The sequence below is a fragment of the Pontibacter ruber genome (genome assembly GCF_023630205.1).
Classification (GTDB): domain Bacteria; phylum Bacteroidota; class Bacteroidia; order Cytophagales; family Hymenobacteraceae; genus Pontibacter; species Pontibacter ruber.
The window spans coordinates 584,367-600,583 of the sequence record NZ_JALPRR010000003.1 but is presented as its reverse complement, the minus strand read 5'-3'; the positions used below and the strand labels follow the sequence as shown (position 1 = coordinate 600,583).

Genomic DNA, 16,217 nt, shown 5'->3' with positions numbered 1-16,217 from the left:
CGCGTGCAGGCTGCTAAAGGTCAGCAGACCGATAACAGCCAGTAGTAATTTAAAGGACACTTTATACTTTAAGCATTTATCGCTGAGGCTTATGCTGTGCCTGCCGGGCTTTTTTAGCTGGTTTAACAGCCGTTGTGGCAGTGCCGTAAAGTATGGCTTTCATGGTGCGGAGCATGGGTTTTACAGCAGGCAGGTTGCCGCTGCCATAGCTGGTGCCGCTGGTAAAATGAAGGTCTATCATGGTTTTATTTTGTGAATTGTGTGATAAGATTGAACGGCACAAAAGAAGCAGGTCGGGTGGCCGGAGTAGTTACACAATTCGGAAAGTGATTTACATGATTTACAGGCGAGTGTACAACTAATAAAAGCTAATTTTATCTTGCGGCCACTAAGAACTTAAATCCCTACTATGAAAAAGATTTATTTATTGTTCATCCTGCTGCTGCAACTGGCAACGACAGGAGAAGATAAAGGCACCGTTTATCCTACCATCCGTGTAACCGACAACTGGACGCTTGAATGGAACGAGCCTTACACACTGTCGCAGGACAGAACAGTGGCAACTACACATTGTCTAAAAAGAAGTAGCATATTATAACATATACATCTGCAAAATGAAAACGATTGGCCTGATCGGTGGCATGTCCTGGGAAAGCTCTGTGGTATACTACCAGCTCATCAACACTATAGTGAAGGAAAAACTAGGTGGTCACCACTCCTCCCGCTCCCTGATGTACTCCGCAGAATTTGATGAAATTGTTCGCCTGCAGCACCAGGGCGACTGGCAAACACTTGGCGAAATAATGGTAGACGCCGCACAACGACTGGAAAAAGGTGGAGCTGACTTCATCGTACTCTGCACGAACACCATGCACAAACTGGCGGACACTATCGAGGAAAATACCCGCATTCCTTTCCTGCACATTGCCGACGCTACGGCAGCCGAAATCAAAAAGTATGGCTTTAAGAAAGTGGGCCTGCTGGGCACAAAGTTTACCATGGAAGAGGATTTCCTGAGGAAGCGGTTGCAGGAGAAGCACCAGATTGAGGCTTTTATACCCGACCAGCCGGCGCGGGAACGGGTGCATACCATCATCTACGAGGAACTGATAAAGGGCAGGTTCACCGACAGCTCCCGAAAAGAGTTCCTGCACATCATCGATGACCTGGTTGCAAACGGCGCTGAAGGCGTAATCCTGGGTTGCACCGAGATACCGCTCCTTGTCAGAGCTCAGGATACGGATGTAGTATTGTTTGATACAACAGCAATACATGCAACAAATGCGGTAGAGATGGCACTCTCCTGAAAACTTGCAGAAGTATAAATTTTGACGAACGGCCACATTTACTTGAAGAACTGCAGCATGCCCTGATTCCTACCAGCAGTATTATCCTTGAAAGTATAAACAGGATGGAAACCCAATTATTTTGAAAGCCTTTGTACCGGTCTGCATAAATGTGCAAGACAAGAACCACTTTGTCTATTGAGCCGGAGGCGATAACCAGGGAACTTTGCAGTGTAATCCTGAGCAAAATTTTTCAGCATGAAGATCAGGCAAGTATAAAAGGCGTGCTGCCTTATTCAGCTACCTATGCAACCTGAAAGCTCAGACATTCATCTTACCCAAAAATCAATACCAAAATTAAAACCATGAAAAAGCTTTTCCTCGCGGCGGCCCTGGTTACGGGCAGTTTTTTTTCTCCTGTACAGGCACAGGTTGCTAAGTCGGGCCATAAAGACGATCGTGCCAAGGTGATGCTGCTAGGCACCTTCCATTTCTCGTATCGCAACAAAGACATTGTGGTAACCGAGAAAAAAGACCAGCTGGATGTGATGAGCCCGGAAGCACAGAAGGACCTGGAGAAAATCAACCAGCGGCTGGCTAAGTTCAAGCCTACTAAAATTGCCGTAGAAGTCATGCCCGAAAAGCAGGCGGAACTGGACTCGCTCTACCAGGCCTACCTGGACGGCCGCTACCAACTGGCCGTGGATGAAGTATACCTGATCGGGTTTGAATTGGCAAAACAACTGGGGCACCAGCGCTTGTACTGCATCAACACGATGGGCGACCTGGATACGTACCAAAAGCCCGGCACTACACAGTTCGAACTGCGCGAAGACAAGAAGGAGCGCATGGAAAAGTTCTGGACCTACATGCGCGCTAAAACTCTGGAGCGTGCCGAGATAGACAAGGAGCTAAACAGCCATGATGGCTCGCTTTACAAAGTAATTCAGAAGTATAACCATCCGGAAACCATCCGCCGCAAACACGCAAACTATTTCCGGGAGGCTTTCCAGTACGAAGAAAAGCCCTACGACTACACCGGCGTAGACTGGTACAGCGCCACCTGGTTCAACCGCAACCTGCGTATTTTCCGCAACATCCAGCGCATCACCGAAAGCCCTGATGACCGAATACTGGTGATCTACGGTGCTGCCCACGTGGCCCTGCTGCAGGAGGCCGTAGAGAGCTCTCCTACCCACCAGTTGGTACCTGCCCATAAAATACTGAAATAGGGTAAATTATAGCTGGAAGTTGAAACAGGACGGTTGATAGCTTGCTGCAGAACAAGAAGATGTAGATTGTAAATATTTATACCGTTTGGAAGGATCTGCACGGCTCCTCTCCTGCTTCGGATCAACAAAAAGGCCGCTCCACATAAAATGGAGCGGCCTTTTGTGTTAGTTTGAGCTTTATGGTTTTGCCCGACTCACGACCTTAAGCAGGAACAGGTATCAAGCATAATTTGCGTAAACTGCTTAAATAAAAAAATCTGCCCAGGCGAAGGCCCAGGCAGATTCTGAAGTCTGACCAAAGTATAAATTTATTTTTTCCCGGTGTGTGCCAGCACGATCTGGCGGAGCCACTTGAGCATCATGAAAATAGCAAAGGCAGCCAGCAATGACCCGATACAGTTTACCACGAAGAACCAGGCCTTGTGATCATACTTATCCCACATACTTGCCAACACACCGGATAGCTTGTTGCCAATGGAAGTAGCCAGGAACCAGCCTCCCATCATCAGGGCCGTCAGGCGGGGCGGGCTCAGCTTGGACACCAGCGAAAGTCCCATCGGGCTCAGGAACAGCTCTCCTATCGTGATCACGGCATACGAGCCAACCAGCCACATGGCAGAGCTCTTTTCAGCCCCGTTCATACCGGCAAACACAGCCCCCACCATCACCAGTGTGCTCATGGCCGTGATCAGCAGTCCCAACATGATCTTGGCTGGGGTAGACGGCTCTTTGCCACGGCTGCGCAGGAACCCGAAGAACCATACTACCAGCGGCGTTAGCAGGATCACAAACAATGGATTGATAGACTGGAAAAGCTCCGTCGAGATCAGTTTCAGGGATTGGCCTTCCTGCGGCCAGTTCTCCTTCGGCAGGTTGTTAAAGTATGGCGCTACGCCTTCCTTGGTCACTACTTTACCGTCTGCGTCGGTGCGCGCCCGGAAATTCTCATCATAATCCGGAACCGTTCCCAGGCTTTGGTCCACTTCCTGCACCATACCGATCGCGCCGGCAGGACCTGTTAGTCCTTCTGCCATTTCACGGTCGGTGTAATATTCCGCCCAGGTAGTAAGGGCCGTACCGTTCTGCTTGAAGATGGCCCAGAAAACGATCACCACCGCAAAGATAGAAAGCAGTGCGGCAATAGGGCGTTTATCTTCGGAAGAGGCACGTGCCCACAAGGAACCGTAAAACACCATGATCGGAATGGCCCCGAAAATAAAAGCGTCTGTGGAGTTGGAGCCGAAAACATCGCCAGGTATAAGTACCCAGCCCAGCACACCGGCAACTACTGCCGGCAAAATCACAATGCTGAAAATACGGGTAAGCGACATATCGTTGGCTGCAGCAGGCTTGCGAACATCCGCATCTTTATAATGCTTGTTGCCCAGCCAGAAAATGAGTACGCCCAGCAGCATGCCCACACCGGCAGCAGCAAAGGCATAGCCCCAGCCATAGTTGTTACGCAGGTAAGAAGCCACAAAAGGAGCTATAAAAGCCCCCAGGTTAATACCCATGTAGAAGATGTTATAGCCGACATCTTTACGGTCCTGGTATTCGGGTGCAGAGTATAAGCCACCCAAAAGAGTTGAAATATTCGGCTTGAAGAAACCGTTACCGATAATGATCAGGCCAAGCGAAAGCACCATTGCCAGCTCGCCCGGCAAGGCAAGCCCGATGTAACCGATAGCCATCAGTATACCGCCAATGGAGATGGAAAGTCTGTAACCCAACACACGGTCGGCAAGCAACCCACCTACAAACGGTGTTAAGTATACAAAGGCGATAAAAGTACCGAAGATATCCGAAGCGCTTTCCTTAGAAATACCAAGGCCGCCGTTCTGTGCGTCGATCATGTACAGAAAGAAAATGGCCAGCATCAGGTAGAAGCCAAACCGCTCCCACATCTCGGAAAAGAAAAGGTAATAAAGCCCTTTAGGGTGTTTAGATTTTGTTGTAGACATTATGATGAAGGATAATTTCGTTTAAAAATAAACATCCTGTGCCAGCCTACAAAATGACGCGCGCCTCACAAGTGTGGATTTCAGGGTATAGTTATATCTGCATAAACACAAACGATCCTGTACTAACTGAAACGAACAACAACCCTGACCTGGGTTGGACAGGAAAAAAAAGAGCCGTTCTGCCTCCGGCAAAATGGCTCTTTCTCACAGGTATAAACCAGTCATCTTTTAGTGAACTGGTGCGCTCGTTTCAAACTCTCAATTCCAGCCGCCGCCCAGTGCCTGGTACATGGCCACGTGAGCATTCAGTTGCTGCATTTTGGTTTCAATAAGCTCGAACTTAGATTCCAGCGCCTCGCGTTGGGTCAGCAACACTTCCATATAGTCGGCCCTGGCATATTTGAACAGTTCATTAGAGATACTGATGGACTGCGTAAGTGCCTCTACCTGCTTCGCCTTCAGGTCATAGCTTTTCTCCAGGTTACTGATGTTCGACAATTGATTTGCAACCTCGATATAGGCATTTAAAACCGTGCGTTCGTAGTTGTAAACCGCCTGCAACTGCTTTGCACTGGCACCATAATACGTTGCTTTTATAGCATTCCTGTTTATCAGCGGAGCAGTCAGATCTCCGGCAATGGAATAAAGCAGCGATTCCGGTGATTTCAGCAGATACGATGGATCAAACGCCTGAATACCGATGCCGGCAGTTATACCTAACGATGGATAGAAATTAGCTTTTGCCACCTCCACGTCCAGTTTGGCTGCCGTCAGGTCCAGTTCCGCCTGCTTCACATCCGGTCGGTTCTCCAGCAGCTGCGCCGGAATGCCGGCTTGTACACTTGCTGGCTTTAGTTCACTGAAAGCTTCGGAGCTCCTCGCAATAGGCTGCGGGTAGCGACCTAACAGGAAGTTGATCCTGTTCTCCGTTTCCGTGATCCGTTGCTGAATGTTGTACTGCAGGCTTTTGGTGCTTAGCACCTGCGCTTCAAACCGACGCACGGCCAGTTCGTTCACTTTGGCAGCTTCTTTCTGTGCCTTTACGATGTTCAGTACATTTGCCTGTATCTCAATGTTCTGTTTTACAATATCCAGCTGGTTATCCAGCGCCAGTAATTCGTAATAAGAATTGGCGACCTCGGCAACCAGGTTCGTCACCATGAAATTTTTACCCTCAACAGAAGACAGGTACCGCATTACGGCCGCTTTTTTCGCGTTGCGCAGTTTGTGCCAGATATCTACCTCCCACTTGGCATAGGCTCCCACCAGGAAATCCGGTAACGGCTCAGGCATTTCTTTATCCTTGTCAATGTTGGTGTTGGCTTCCATGGCGCCAATGTTGGTAAATCGGGCTACCTTATCCAGGCCAGCGCCGGCTTTCAGGCCAACAGACGGTAAATACTCCCCTTTTCTGGCTCTTACCTCACTTTGGGCAATCTGGATTTCCTGCAACGTAATGTTCAGTTCCTGGTTATTCTGCAGGGCCGTGTTGATCAGCGCGCTCAGGTTAGGATCGGTAAAATACTCCTGCCACCTGGTTTTTGCAGTGTTGGTGGTATCCTGCGAGTTGTTGTAACTCGCAGGTACCGCCGTGCTGGCTGATTTTTGTACCATAGCCGGCACACTACATGCCGTAAAGGATAAGGAAACGAAAGCTGCCCCCACCCACTTTGTTATTCTTTTCTTAGACATGGTTTTCAGTTTCTTCGATGAGGTGGACACTTTCGCTGGCATAAACATAATCTTCCGTTAGCGGCGTTTCATGTTCGTCCCGGATCAGGTGACGGCCGTCTGCCATTTTAGCGAATATGTAGTACAAGCCAGGTATGATAACAACTCCGAAAATGGTACCGAACAACATACCACCCAGGGCAGAGGCACCAATGGTCCGGTTACCGATAGCGCCTGCACCCGTAGCCACGATCAACGGAATCAAACCGGCAACAAAGGCAAAGGATGTCATCAGGATAGGGCGGAAACGAACCTTGGCGCCTTCTATAGCGGCTTCAAGTATAGTATATCCCTGCAGGCGCTTCTGAACGGCAAATTCCACGATCAGCACGGCGTTTTTACCCAACAGACCAACCAGCATGATCATACCTACCTGGGCATAAATGTTGTTCTCCAGCCCCATCAGTTTCAGCAACAGGAACGAGCCGAAAATCCCGACCGGAAGCGAAAGCACCACCGCAAAAGGAATGATAAAGCTCTCGTACTGGGCGGCCAACACGAAGTATACAAACAGGAGTACAACGATGAACACATACAGCGACTCATTTCCTCTGATGGATTCATCATAAGAAAGACCTTCAAATGCTATATCATACCCTTTAGGCAGTGTTGTAGCGGCTACTTCCTGTATGGCCTGTATGGCATCTGCAGTGGTATAGCCTTTGGCCGGTAACCCCTGGATAGCAGCTGAATTGTACAGGTTAAAGCGGGTAACTTCATTAGGTCCCTGCGTCTTTTTCAGCTTCATAAAAGCAGAATAAGGCACCATCTCCCCCGCTTCGTTTTTAACGGCAAGATTTAACACATCAGACGGCATCCTTCTATACTTAGGATCCGACTGCACGTATACTTTGAAGAACTGGTTGAACTTGATAAAACCCTGCTCATAGGTACTACCAATCATGATGTTCAGGTTCTCCATCGCCTTGCCGATAGACACCCCTTTCTGCATCGCCAGCTCATTATCAATCTCTAATTCATACTGCGGGTAATTGGCAGCGAAGAAGGTAAACAAACCGGTAAGCTCTTTACGCTTGGCCAGGTTATCCATAAACTCCTTGTTGATCTTATCGAACTCCTGGTAATCGGTATCGGAGTTTTTATCCAGCAAACGCATTGAGAAACCACCTGAAGAACCAAAGCCTGGAATTGCCGGTGGCTCGAAGAACTCTACCACAGCGCCCAAGCCTTTCGATTTTTCTTCCAGCTCTTCCATGATCTCCTTCACGGTATGCTTTCGGTCAGACCAAGGTTTCAGGTTGATAAGACAGGTACCGGCATTTGAACCACGTCCTTCGGTCATGATCTCGTAACCAGCCAGCGAGGAAACCGACTCAACCCCTTCAATCTCTTCACAGATCTTCTGTAGTTTTTGCGATACTTTGTTGGTAGTTTCCAGGGTTGAGCCCGGAGGAGTCTGAACTATAGCATAAATAGTACCCTGGTCTTCGTTCGGGATAAAGCCTGCCGGAAGCACTTTGTTTTCGAAGAAGATACCTACGCCAAAGGCCAAAAGTATACCCCACGTTAGCGTTCTGCGGCTTACAATAGCGCGTAACAACCCAACATACTTGCCAGTCAGTTTTTCGAACCCGCTGTTAAAGCTGTCAAGGGCTTTTGTTAACGGATTACTCTTCTTTGGCTTTCCATGGTTGTTCTTCAGCAACATGGCACACAGCACCGGGGTAAGTGTAAGGGCAATTACGGCCGAGATCACGATAGAACTGGCCATGGTGATAGAGAACTGGCGGTAGAAAATACCCACCGGACCTGACATGAACAGCAATGGAATGAACACAGCCGTCATTACCAGTGTGATGGCGATGATGGCACCACCAATCTCACGAAGTACCTCTATAGTTGCTCTATAAGGCGATAGGTTAGTTTCATCCATTTTGGCATGGACCGCTTCTACCACCACGATGGCGTTATCCACCACAATACCGATGGCCAGTACAAGCGCGAACAAGGTGATCAAGTTAATAGAAAGGCCAAACAGCTGAATCACGAAGAAGGCCCCTACCAGCGAAACCGGCACGGCAAGTATAGGAATAAGCGTAGAACGCCAGTCGCCGAGGAAGATGAAAACGACCAGCGCCACAAGTATAAATGCGTCTCTTAAGGTATGAAGCACCTGGTCGATGGAAGCGTCCAGGAATTGGGAAACGTCATAGCTGATCTTATAGTCCACTCCCGGAGGGAAGGATTGTTTCATGACATCCAGCCTGGCTTTTACGTCTGCAATCACATCACTGGCATTACTTCCATAGTTCTGCTTTAACACAATAGCTGCAGAAGGCTGACCATTCAGGTTAGAGTAGATATCAAAGAATTCACTTCCCAGTTCTACCGTGGCAATGTCTTTCAGGCGTATGCTTTCACCTTCGGCATTGGCCCTGATGATGATTCCTTCATACTCTACCGGTTTGTTATAGCGGCCTTTGTAAGTAAGCACATATTCCAGCGACTGGGCAGCTATACCTGAGCTTTGTCCTAACCTGCCGGGGCGGCCAATTATACTTTGCTCCGCCAGGGCTTCCATTACCTCTTCTACAGAGATGTTATAGGCACGCATACGGTCCGGGTTCAGCCACACACGCATCGCGTATCTGCGGCTACCCAATATCTGTGCCCTTGCCACACCCTTGATCCTTTGTATTTCCGGGATCATTTTAACGGTGGCGTAGTTGAACAGGAACTTCTCGTCAATGCTCTTTTCCTTGGAATAGAGGTTGACATACATCAACATACTCGGCTGTACCGGAGTGATCACAACACCTTCCCGCTGCACCAGTTCGGGCAGGAGTGGCATTACCTGGTCCACCCTGGTTTTTACCCGCACAACGGCATCGTTGGGGTCTGTGCCCGGTTCGAAGATGATACGAAGGGTAGCTTCGCCAGCACTGGTAGCGTCCGATGCGATATAACGCATCCCTTCCACACCGTTTATGGCCTGCTCCAGGGTGATGAGCGTAGAGTTAACCAGTACATCGGCACTGGCACCCGGGTAAGCAATAAAGATGTTTACCGTGGTGGGCGCAATGTCGGGGAACTGGGATATAGGCAGCTTCTTGATAGCCAGGCCACCTATAAAAACGATCACGACCGATATTATGATTGCAAATACAGGTCTGTGTATAAATTTACTAAACATGTCTTCTGATTTTTGAGGATATGGATTTACTCCGCATACAATTCCAGATTAGAAATAACTTTACCGGGCTCCACGAACTTGGTGTGGATTTTTTCGTTTTCACGCACCAGGCGCAGGCCTTCCAGCAGGATCTTATCGTTCTCCGCCAAACCGTTCTGCACCACATAAATGTGTGGCATTTCTGCGCCCACGGCTATTTCTCTTGACCTGATCACATTGTTTTTATCCACCACATAGACATACTTTTTATCAAGTACCTCGAAGGTGGCTTTTTGCGGAATCAGGAGGGCGTTTTTAAGCGGGATACTCATGCGAATATTACCTGTTTCGCCGTGTCGTAACAGCCCCTCCGGGTTAGGGAATGTAGCCCTGAAAGCAATGTTACCCGTCTCATGGTTAAAGTTGGCTTCAATGGTTTCCACCACGCCCGCATGTTTGAACAGCTGGTTGTTGGCCATCAGCAGGTTTACCTGTACATCCTCATCCTTCTTTTCATTGGTCTGATAATCCAGGTACTCCGCTTCCGGCACGTTGTAGTACACCCACATTTTGCTGTTGTCTGAAAGTTCTGTTAATAGTTCGCCTTCATCCACCAGGCTGCCAAGCCGTACATGGAAACGGTCGATGATCCCATCAAACGGAGCTCTGATCTCAGTGAACTGCAGGTGCACATTAGCCAGGGCTACGTCCGCTTTTGCTTTGTCGAGTTTTGCTTTAGCCATCGCCAGCTCATTCGGAGCAACGATGTTTCTGTCTGCAAGCGACTTGGTGTTCTGGTATTCGATCTTTGCGAAATTGGCTTCTGCCTGTGCCTTTTGCAGTTCGGCTTCATACAGGTTGGGCATGATCTGGAACAGCAGTTGGCCTTTTTTTACAAACTGACCTTCGTCTACAAAGATCTTCTGCAGGTAGCCTTTTTCCTGTGCCCTTAGTTCAATATGGCGTATGGAATGGATCTGGCTCACGTAATCTTCAGTAACGGTCGTGTCCATTTTAACCGGACTGCTGACCAGGAACGCGGTTTCGTGCTCCTTTTTCTCTTCTCCTTGTGTTGATGTACAACTTGAATGGCACAACAAGGCACCGATGCTCATAAGCATGAGAATCTTCTTCATGGTAAATGATTTTAGATTGGATTGGTTGATGACTTTTTAAGAAGTATGTGCAAGACAACACAAGTTGCTATAGAAGCAAATACCATCATGCACAGCAGGTTACACGTTTAACCGGGGCGGGAAACAACAGAACAGGAAGGTTGCAGCGTGCTGCACCATGCAGGAGTAAACCCTGAATGGCAACAGTAATACCAGGAGCAACTATACGCAGGTATAAATGCAACGCAGCTTAAACTACCGGTAACAGCAGTTTACCCGAACCCGGAAAATAAAATTTTGAATTTGGTGCTTAAGAAAGCGGGAATTTATAGTTGCAGATGGCCTTGAGGCAGGCCTACAGAAGTAGAAGCAACTGAAAAGAGGAAACTATAGTCTGAAATTCTGGTGCAGGATGTAGGCAGCAAGTTCCTTATCCTTTATAGACGTGCCATAATGCAGCAGAAAGTGCTTGTTGAGTAACTTAAAGTCGGGGATGTAACTATACTCCGGAGAGGTTGCGATCAGGGCAAGTACAGGTAAAAGCGGCTCGTCTTCCGAATCTTCTTTGTTGAGCTGTATGGTTTGCAGATCAATTACCGACTTCTTTACTTTCTGCTGTCCTGCATCAGGCAGCACATCAGGCAGTAAAGTTGCACTTTGCTGTGCCAGCACGGTTGCTGCAATAGCATAACCGCCTGCCAGATTCAGGCAGGTTATAGTTATCAAAAACAACAACAGTATTCTCTTCACAACTTCAGAATTGGTGGGCGCAAATGTAAAGCAAATTCCATAGTTGTGTACCTAAAGAATCATATTTTTCTTTTTTTCTATTTTAAGCAATGTTTGTTCTTGAAATGAATCTATCCTTTGTGCACAGATCAGGAACTATCACCTAAGCGCTTTCCGGGCTATTTTGAAGTATAGCCTGAGCCATGGATAACTCCTAATATATAGTCCAGAATAGCTATTTCCCTCATTATCTGCATTAGTTAACAGGCCGACCTTGGGCCAAAATCTAACAGTACATACTCCCGTGGCGTACTGAACTATCATAAGTATTTAAAAGACGGATAAATGAAAGCTCCTAATATGCAACTTGCGCTGCCTGGCTTATGCCTGCTGTTTGCTCTGTATTTAACTGGCTGCAAAACCAGCACAGCCCCGGCTGGCACTGACAACACTACTACTTCAGAAAACGCACGACTGTCCCCACAGCGGGTTGATATCCGGGGTAGTATTATTTCAAGTCACTATGATCAGGGCCAGGTCATGCTGGAAATAGAGGGCTTTCCTTCACAAGACTCGCGTTACAACCGGGCGTACGTACTTGTGTTGCCAACCACGCAGATCATAAATAAAGATGGCCAGCCCAGCGACATGGTAGAGCTACGTCCGGGTGTAAATGTCGCAGTACTACTAAGAGGCGGTGGCAGGGGCAATTTTGTGGGCATGGGAATAGCCCGCAAAGTATGGATTGAAGATACTTTCTGAAATATCAAACAGTAATAACTTTATTCTAACAAACACAAAGAGCCGCCCTATTTACAGGAAACGGCTCTTTGTGTTTGTTTACTGTTAGATCCTCCTACTGCGACCACTCGGTTGGCTCACGATCCCAGCGGTGCTTTTGCAACTCGTTCAGCAGGTCTTTCGGCAAACCTTTCCCATCGCTGGCGCCCAGGTTTGACTTTACGTGCTGCTCCTTGCGCATGCCTGGTATGGTCGTGCTCACATCGGGGTTGCTAAGTATAAACCGTAAGGCCATTTCTGCCATTGTCATGCCATGCGGCACCAGTGGCTTCAGGCGGTCGGCATGCTCTACACTGGAATTGAGATTCTCCGGTACAAAGTAGGTGCTGCGCCAGTCGCCCTCCGGGAAAGTAGTCTCTTTTGTGAATGTTCCCGTGAGAGTTCCTTCATCGAACGGAACACGTGCAATGATGGCAACGTCCAGCTCCCGGCACAATGGAAAGAGCGTGTCTTCCGGTGCCTGGTCGAAAATATTGTAAATGACCTGTACGCTGCTTATGTGTCCGGTGCGCAGGGTATTCAGTACATTTTCGGGCTCCCAGCGGTTTACGCTTATACCCATGTGCTGTATTTTACCGTCGGCTTTCAGCTTCTCGACTGCGCGCTGCCATTCCTCGTTGTCGGCCCAGCTATCTTCCCACACATGGAACTGCTGCAGATCGATCGTATCTACGCCCAGGTTCTTCAGGCTCTTTTCGGTATAGGATATGATATGATCGGCAGGAAAACACTCTTCCAGTTTGTAGTGCGCTTTTGATGGCCATTTCAGGTTTTTAGGCGGGATCTTGGTGGCCATGTACAGGCGCTTATCCGGATGCCGCTTTACCAGGCAACCCAGTATGGTTTCGCTTTTACCTTTGCCATAGCCCCAGGCCGTATCAAAAAAGTTACAGCCTCCTTCCACGGCTAAGTCCAGCGACCGGTCCGACTGCTCGTCATCTGAATTTGTCCATCCTGCCATGCCCCACATGCCATACCCGATCTCGCTTACGTTCCAACCGGTGCGTCCAAATCTTCTGTATTCCATAGTTCTTGTTCAATCTGTGTGAAGTGAATATAACGTAATTCTTCTGCTTTTAAACTAACACACCTGCAACTTGCAGAAAACTACAATTAAAATGCAGCGAAGTTATCAACTGATGCAGGCAGCTGCACTAAAAGCCATGCTTTAAAACCTCCCTCTGCCAGAGCTGCAAAAGTATGAAAGTATAAATCGATCCGGCTGCAGTCTAAATCGAGAATAGGTCTACAGGGCCCTCCTTCCTTTCTGTGTTCTGATCGGGATTTAAGCGCACAAATAATTTGGCATTTAAAATAGTACTACTTGAATATTAGCAACTTATTATGTTTATTGCATGAATTTGCAAAGTATTTCTATAATTCTAAACATTCCTGCAGGCTGTGAGCTATAGATTAGCTTTTATCCTGCAAAAACACTCAAAAAAATTGCTTATGAAAACACCTTTACTCGCATTACTTTTATTCTTTGCCCTGTTCTTTAACGGAGTGGCCCAAAATGCTCCCAAAAGGGAGTTCCGGGGTGCCTGGATTGCTACCTACGCAAACATAGACTGGCCAAACCGAACCCAGACGCCTGCACAGCAGCGTGCAGCCTTTATTTCCATTGTTGACCACCACAAAGCAACCGGTAAAAATGCGCTGTTCGTGCAGGTGCGCAGCCAGAGCGATGCCTTGTACCCAAGCACCATCGAACCCTGGTCTTCCGACCTGACAGGCCTGCAGGGAAGAGCGCCAAGTCCCGCTTGGGATCCGATGCAATTCATGATCGAGGAATGCCATAAAAGGGGCATAGAATTTCATGCCTGGATCAATCCCTACCGTGCCATTGCTAATTACAACAATATCAATTCCTTTGACCCAAGCCATGTGGCGCGGCGCCATCCGGAGTGGTTGTTAGCTGCCGGGGTACAACGCATTCTGAACCCTGCCCTGCCGGAAGTAAGAGATTATGTAACCAGCGTGATCGATGACATTGTTGCCCGCTATGATGTAGACGGCATCCACTTCGACGACTATTTTTATCCAAATGCCAGCTTCAATGACGATGCAAATTTCCTGGCAGATCCGAGAGGGTTTACTGACCGCGGCGACTGGAGACGAGACAATGTGAACCTGCTTGTTAAACAGGTAAGTGAAAGTATAAAAGCAGCCAAACCCTGGGTAAAATTCGGCATTTCGCCATCGGGCATTTACCGCAACAGCACCAACCCGGCGATAGGCTCTGCCACCAGTGGCCTGCAGCATTACGTTACCTTGTATGCCGACTCGCGCAAGTGGCTGCAGGAAGGCTGGATCGATTACCTGGCCCCACAGGTGTACTGGTACATGGGTCAGCCAGGAGCTAACTACAGCGTCCTGATCCCATGGTGGAACAACAACGCCTCCGGCAGACACATTTACATAGGTATGGCAGGCTACAAAGTAAACGATCCGGCACAGGGCGCGAACTGGGCAAATCCTTCCCAGATCCCAAACCAGGTGCGCCTTAACCGGGAGCACGCCAATGTATACGGACAAGCAATTTACAACACCAGCAGCCTGCGTAGTGCCACCAAGCTCGGTTTCCGAGATTCCCTGCGCGTCGATTTTTACAGCAAGCCTGCCCTGTTGCCAAACATGCCGTGGCGCGATAACACAGCACCGGCAACGCCTACCCAGCTTATTGCAGAAAGGCACGCCAACGACTCGGTGGTGCTGAAGTGGACCAAACCGGCAGACAACGGCAACGAAATGGACAAGGCCAAACGTTTTGTCGTTTACCGTTCGCTCAGCCCTATGATCGACCTGGAAAAAACAGAGAACATCCTGGCGATCACCAACACGGATATGGAGAAATTTGTAGACAAGAAACTGGCATCCAGCGCTCCGTACTACTACACTGTTACGGCCCTGGATCGCTTTCACAACGAAAGTACCCCCTCTAACGTGACTGACTACATGGCGCCGATCATTGCCAGCATCGGAAACCAAGAACTCATACTGAATGCTTCCTGCTCGGCCACCCTGCCGGATTACAGCAGCCTGGTTACGGTAAGCGATGATGTGTCTTTCCCGGATGAGATCACGTTAACGCAGGAACCTGCCGCAGGTACCACTTTGAGCGGTGCAGGCAGTATGCAGATCACTTTTACGGCAACCGATGCCTCGGGCAAATCTACATCGGGTAGCTTTATGCTCACGAAGAAAGACGTTACCGCTCCGGTTATACTTGTACAGAACATCACCCGAACGCTTAGCAATGGTACGGTCAACATCACTGCTGCCGATATAAACAGCGGAACCTGGGACAACTGCGGTCTGAATGAAAGCAGCCTGAGCATTTCTCAAGGCACCTTCGACTGCAGCAACACCGGCGACAACCTGGTGACCTTTACGGCACGTGACCTGAGCGGCAACATGGCTTCTGCCACAGCGGTGGTAACCATCAAGGGAGCTGTGCCGCAGGCTACCATCAGCCTGAGCAGAGCCGATGCAACATATACCGGCTTACCTGCCAACACCATTGCTTTGGGATACGGCGCGCAGTCGCTGACACTGACCGCAGCCAATGCTACTTCTGAAGCCACCAGCTATACCTGGAGCCCTGCCACAGGCCTGAGCAGCACAACAGGCGCTATCGTGGAGTTTACGCCTGTTGCAGCCGGCGATTATACTTTCTCGGTGCTTGCCACCAACGAATTTGGCTGTACTGCTACCGCTGAACTAACGGTACACGTAACTGATGTGCGCTGCGGCCAGAACAATGACAAAGTGCTGGTTTGCGTGAAAGGTAAGAACGACAATTGCGTATCGCCAAGTGCAGTACCTGCCCTGCTGGCCAGAACGGGTGCTACATTAGGCAACTGCAATCCTGCTGCTCCTGTGGCTGCCGCCAAAGCAACCGACACGGCTAAACTCAGAGCGTACCCGAACCCATTCACAACACGGACAACGGTAGAGTTCAGCCTGAGCAATAAGGAAAGCAACGCGGTGCTAGAAATCTACGACCTGCAGGGTAATGTAGTACAGCGCCTGTTCGAGGGCAGCGTTGAGGCTGATAAGGTATACAGCTTTGAGGTGCATGCCAATGCATTGAAAGGCAGCGTGTACATGGCCCGCCTGATCACCTCCCAGCAGGTTTATACGTTCAAACTGCTGAAGAATAACTAAGCACTGCCCAAAAGCTGCTTAATAATAAAGCCCCTGCTGATGTGTCAGCAGGGGCTTTA

13 protein-coding genes are annotated in these 16,217 nt (G+C 48.9%); 6 read left to right on the top strand and 7 right to left on the bottom strand.

Annotation, left to right across the window (positions count from 1 at the left end):
• Window positions 1-76: 76 nt before the first annotated feature.
• Window positions 77-241 carry a hypothetical protein gene (locus MJ611_RS14380; protein WP_250430580.1) on the bottom strand — a complete coding sequence of 55 codons (165 nt, stop codon included), beginning with the start codon at window positions 239-241 and terminating at the stop codon, window positions 77-79.
• Between the two features lie 168 nt (window positions 242-409).
• On the opposite strand from MJ611_RS14380, the gene MJ611_RS14375 reads away from it, so the two are divergent.
• The 4 genes from MJ611_RS14375 to MJ611_RS14360 all read left to right on the top strand — a co-directional run bounded on the left by MJ611_RS14375 (window position 410) and on the right by MJ611_RS14360 (window position 2,518).
• The gene (locus MJ611_RS14375; RefSeq protein ID WP_250430578.1) at window positions 410-598 is read left to right on the top strand and encodes a hypothetical protein; all 189 of its coding nucleotides are present in this window, start codon (window positions 410-412) and stop codon (window positions 596-598) included.
• A gap of 16 nt (window positions 599-614) precedes the next feature.
• Window positions 615-1,307: an aspartate/glutamate racemase family protein gene (locus MJ611_RS14370; RefSeq protein WP_250430577.1), complete on the top strand. Its 693-nt coding sequence runs from the start codon at window positions 615-617 to the stop codon at window positions 1,305-1,307.
• Between the two features lie 149 nt (window positions 1,308-1,456).
• Complete coding sequence (locus tag MJ611_RS14365; RefSeq protein ID WP_250430575.1) at window positions 1,457-1,603, top strand: hypothetical protein; 147 nt, start codon at window positions 1,457-1,459, stop codon at window positions 1,601-1,603.
• A gap of 48 nt (window positions 1,604-1,651) precedes the next feature.
• Window positions 1,652-2,518 carry a DUF5694 domain-containing protein gene (locus MJ611_RS14360; protein ID WP_250430574.1) on the top strand — a complete coding sequence of 289 codons (867 nt, stop codon included), beginning with the start codon at window positions 1,652-1,654 and terminating at the stop codon, window positions 2,516-2,518.
• A 308-nt stretch (window positions 2,519-2,826) separates the two neighbouring features.
• Here MJ611_RS14360 and MJ611_RS14355 read toward each other — a convergent pair whose 3' ends face one another.
• The 5 genes from MJ611_RS14355 to MJ611_RS14335 form a co-directional block, all read right to left on the bottom strand.
• The gene (locus MJ611_RS14355) at window positions 2,827-4,479 is read right to left on the bottom strand and encodes a peptide MFS transporter (protein ID WP_250430572.1); all 1,653 of its coding nucleotides are present in this window, start codon (window positions 4,477-4,479) and stop codon (window positions 2,827-2,829) included.
• A gap of 258 nt (window positions 4,480-4,737) precedes the next feature.
• Window positions 4,738-6,171: a TolC family protein gene (locus MJ611_RS14350; protein WP_250430570.1), complete on the bottom strand. Its 1,434-nt coding sequence runs from the start codon at window positions 6,169-6,171 to the stop codon at window positions 4,738-4,740.
• Window positions 6,164-9,364 (bottom strand): efflux RND transporter permease subunit, encoded by a 3,201-nt coding sequence (locus MJ611_RS14345; RefSeq protein WP_250430569.1) that lies wholly within the window; start codon window positions 9,362-9,364, stop codon window positions 6,164-6,166. Before MJ611_RS14345 ends, MJ611_RS14350 begins: the two co-directional genes overlap by 8 nt.
• A 26-nt stretch (window positions 9,365-9,390) precedes the next feature.
• The gene (locus tag MJ611_RS14340; RefSeq protein WP_250430568.1) at window positions 9,391-10,479 is read right to left on the bottom strand and encodes an efflux RND transporter periplasmic adaptor subunit; all 1,089 of its coding nucleotides are present in this window, start codon (window positions 10,477-10,479) and stop codon (window positions 9,391-9,393) included.
• Window positions 10,480-10,845: 366 nt separating this feature from the next.
• Window positions 10,846-11,184: a hypothetical protein gene (locus tag MJ611_RS14335; protein ID WP_250430567.1), complete on the bottom strand. Its 339-nt coding sequence runs from the start codon at window positions 11,182-11,184 to the stop codon at window positions 10,846-10,848.
• Window positions 11,185-11,532: 348 nt separating this feature from the next.
• Here MJ611_RS14335 and MJ611_RS14330 point away from each other — a divergent pair, with 348 nt between their 5' ends.
• Window positions 11,533-11,949: a hypothetical protein gene (locus MJ611_RS14330; RefSeq protein WP_250430565.1), complete on the top strand. Its 417-nt coding sequence runs from the start codon at window positions 11,533-11,535 to the stop codon at window positions 11,947-11,949.
• Between the two features lie 94 nt (window positions 11,950-12,043).
• Here the strand turns inward: MJ611_RS14330 and MJ611_RS14325 are convergent, their stop codons facing one another.
• Window positions 12,044-13,015, bottom strand: a complete 972-nt coding sequence (locus MJ611_RS14325) for an aldo/keto reductase (protein WP_250430563.1) — start codon at window positions 13,013-13,015, stop codon at window positions 12,044-12,046.
• Between the two features lie 425 nt (window positions 13,016-13,440).
• Between MJ611_RS14325 and MJ611_RS14320 the strand changes: the two genes are divergently transcribed.
• On the top strand, window positions 13,441-16,158 hold the full coding sequence (locus MJ611_RS14320) for a family 10 glycosylhydrolase (RefSeq protein ID WP_250430562.1): 2,718 nt from the start codon (window positions 13,441-13,443) through the stop codon (window positions 16,156-16,158).
• The last annotated feature ends 59 nt before the right edge of the window (window positions 16,159-16,217 follow it).

Bases quoted from the DNA above. Each gene is read 5' to 3' on its own strand.
- MJ611_RS14370 (WP_250430577.1), top strand. From the start codon at position 615: ATGAAAACGATTGGCCTGATCGGTGGCATGTCCTGGGAAAGCTCTGTG.
- MJ611_RS14345 (WP_250430569.1), bottom strand. From the start codon at position 9,364: ATGTTTAGTAAATTTATACACAGACCTGTATTTGCAATCATAATATCG.
- MJ611_RS14380 (WP_250430580.1), bottom strand. From the start codon at position 241: ATGATAGACCTTCATTTTACCAGCGGCACCAGCTATGGCAGCGGCAAC.
- MJ611_RS14355 (WP_250430572.1), bottom strand. From the start codon at position 4,479: ATGTCTACAACAAAATCTAAACACCCTAAAGGGCTTTATTACCTTTTC.
- MJ611_RS14325 (WP_250430563.1), bottom strand. From the start codon at position 13,015: ATGGAATACAGAAGATTTGGACGCACCGGTTGGAACGTAAGCGAGATC.
- MJ611_RS14350 (WP_250430570.1), bottom strand. From the start codon at position 6,171: ATGTCTAAGAAAAGAATAACAAAGTGGGTGGGGGCAGCTTTCGTTTCC.
- MJ611_RS14360 (WP_250430574.1), top strand. From the start codon at position 1,652: ATGAAAAAGCTTTTCCTCGCGGCGGCCCTGGTTACGGGCAGTTTTTTT.
- MJ611_RS14320 (WP_250430562.1), top strand. From the start codon at position 13,441: ATGAAAACACCTTTACTCGCATTACTTTTATTCTTTGCCCTGTTCTTT.
- MJ611_RS14365 (WP_250430575.1), top strand. From the start codon at position 1,457: ATGTGCAAGACAAGAACCACTTTGTCTATTGAGCCGGAGGCGATAACC.
- MJ611_RS14375 (WP_250430578.1), top strand. From the start codon at position 410: ATGAAAAAGATTTATTTATTGTTCATCCTGCTGCTGCAACTGGCAACG.
- MJ611_RS14340 (WP_250430568.1), bottom strand. From the start codon at position 10,479: ATGAAGAAGATTCTCATGCTTATGAGCATCGGTGCCTTGTTGTGCCAT.
- MJ611_RS14330 (WP_250430565.1), top strand. From the start codon at position 11,533: ATGAAAGCTCCTAATATGCAACTTGCGCTGCCTGGCTTATGCCTGCTG.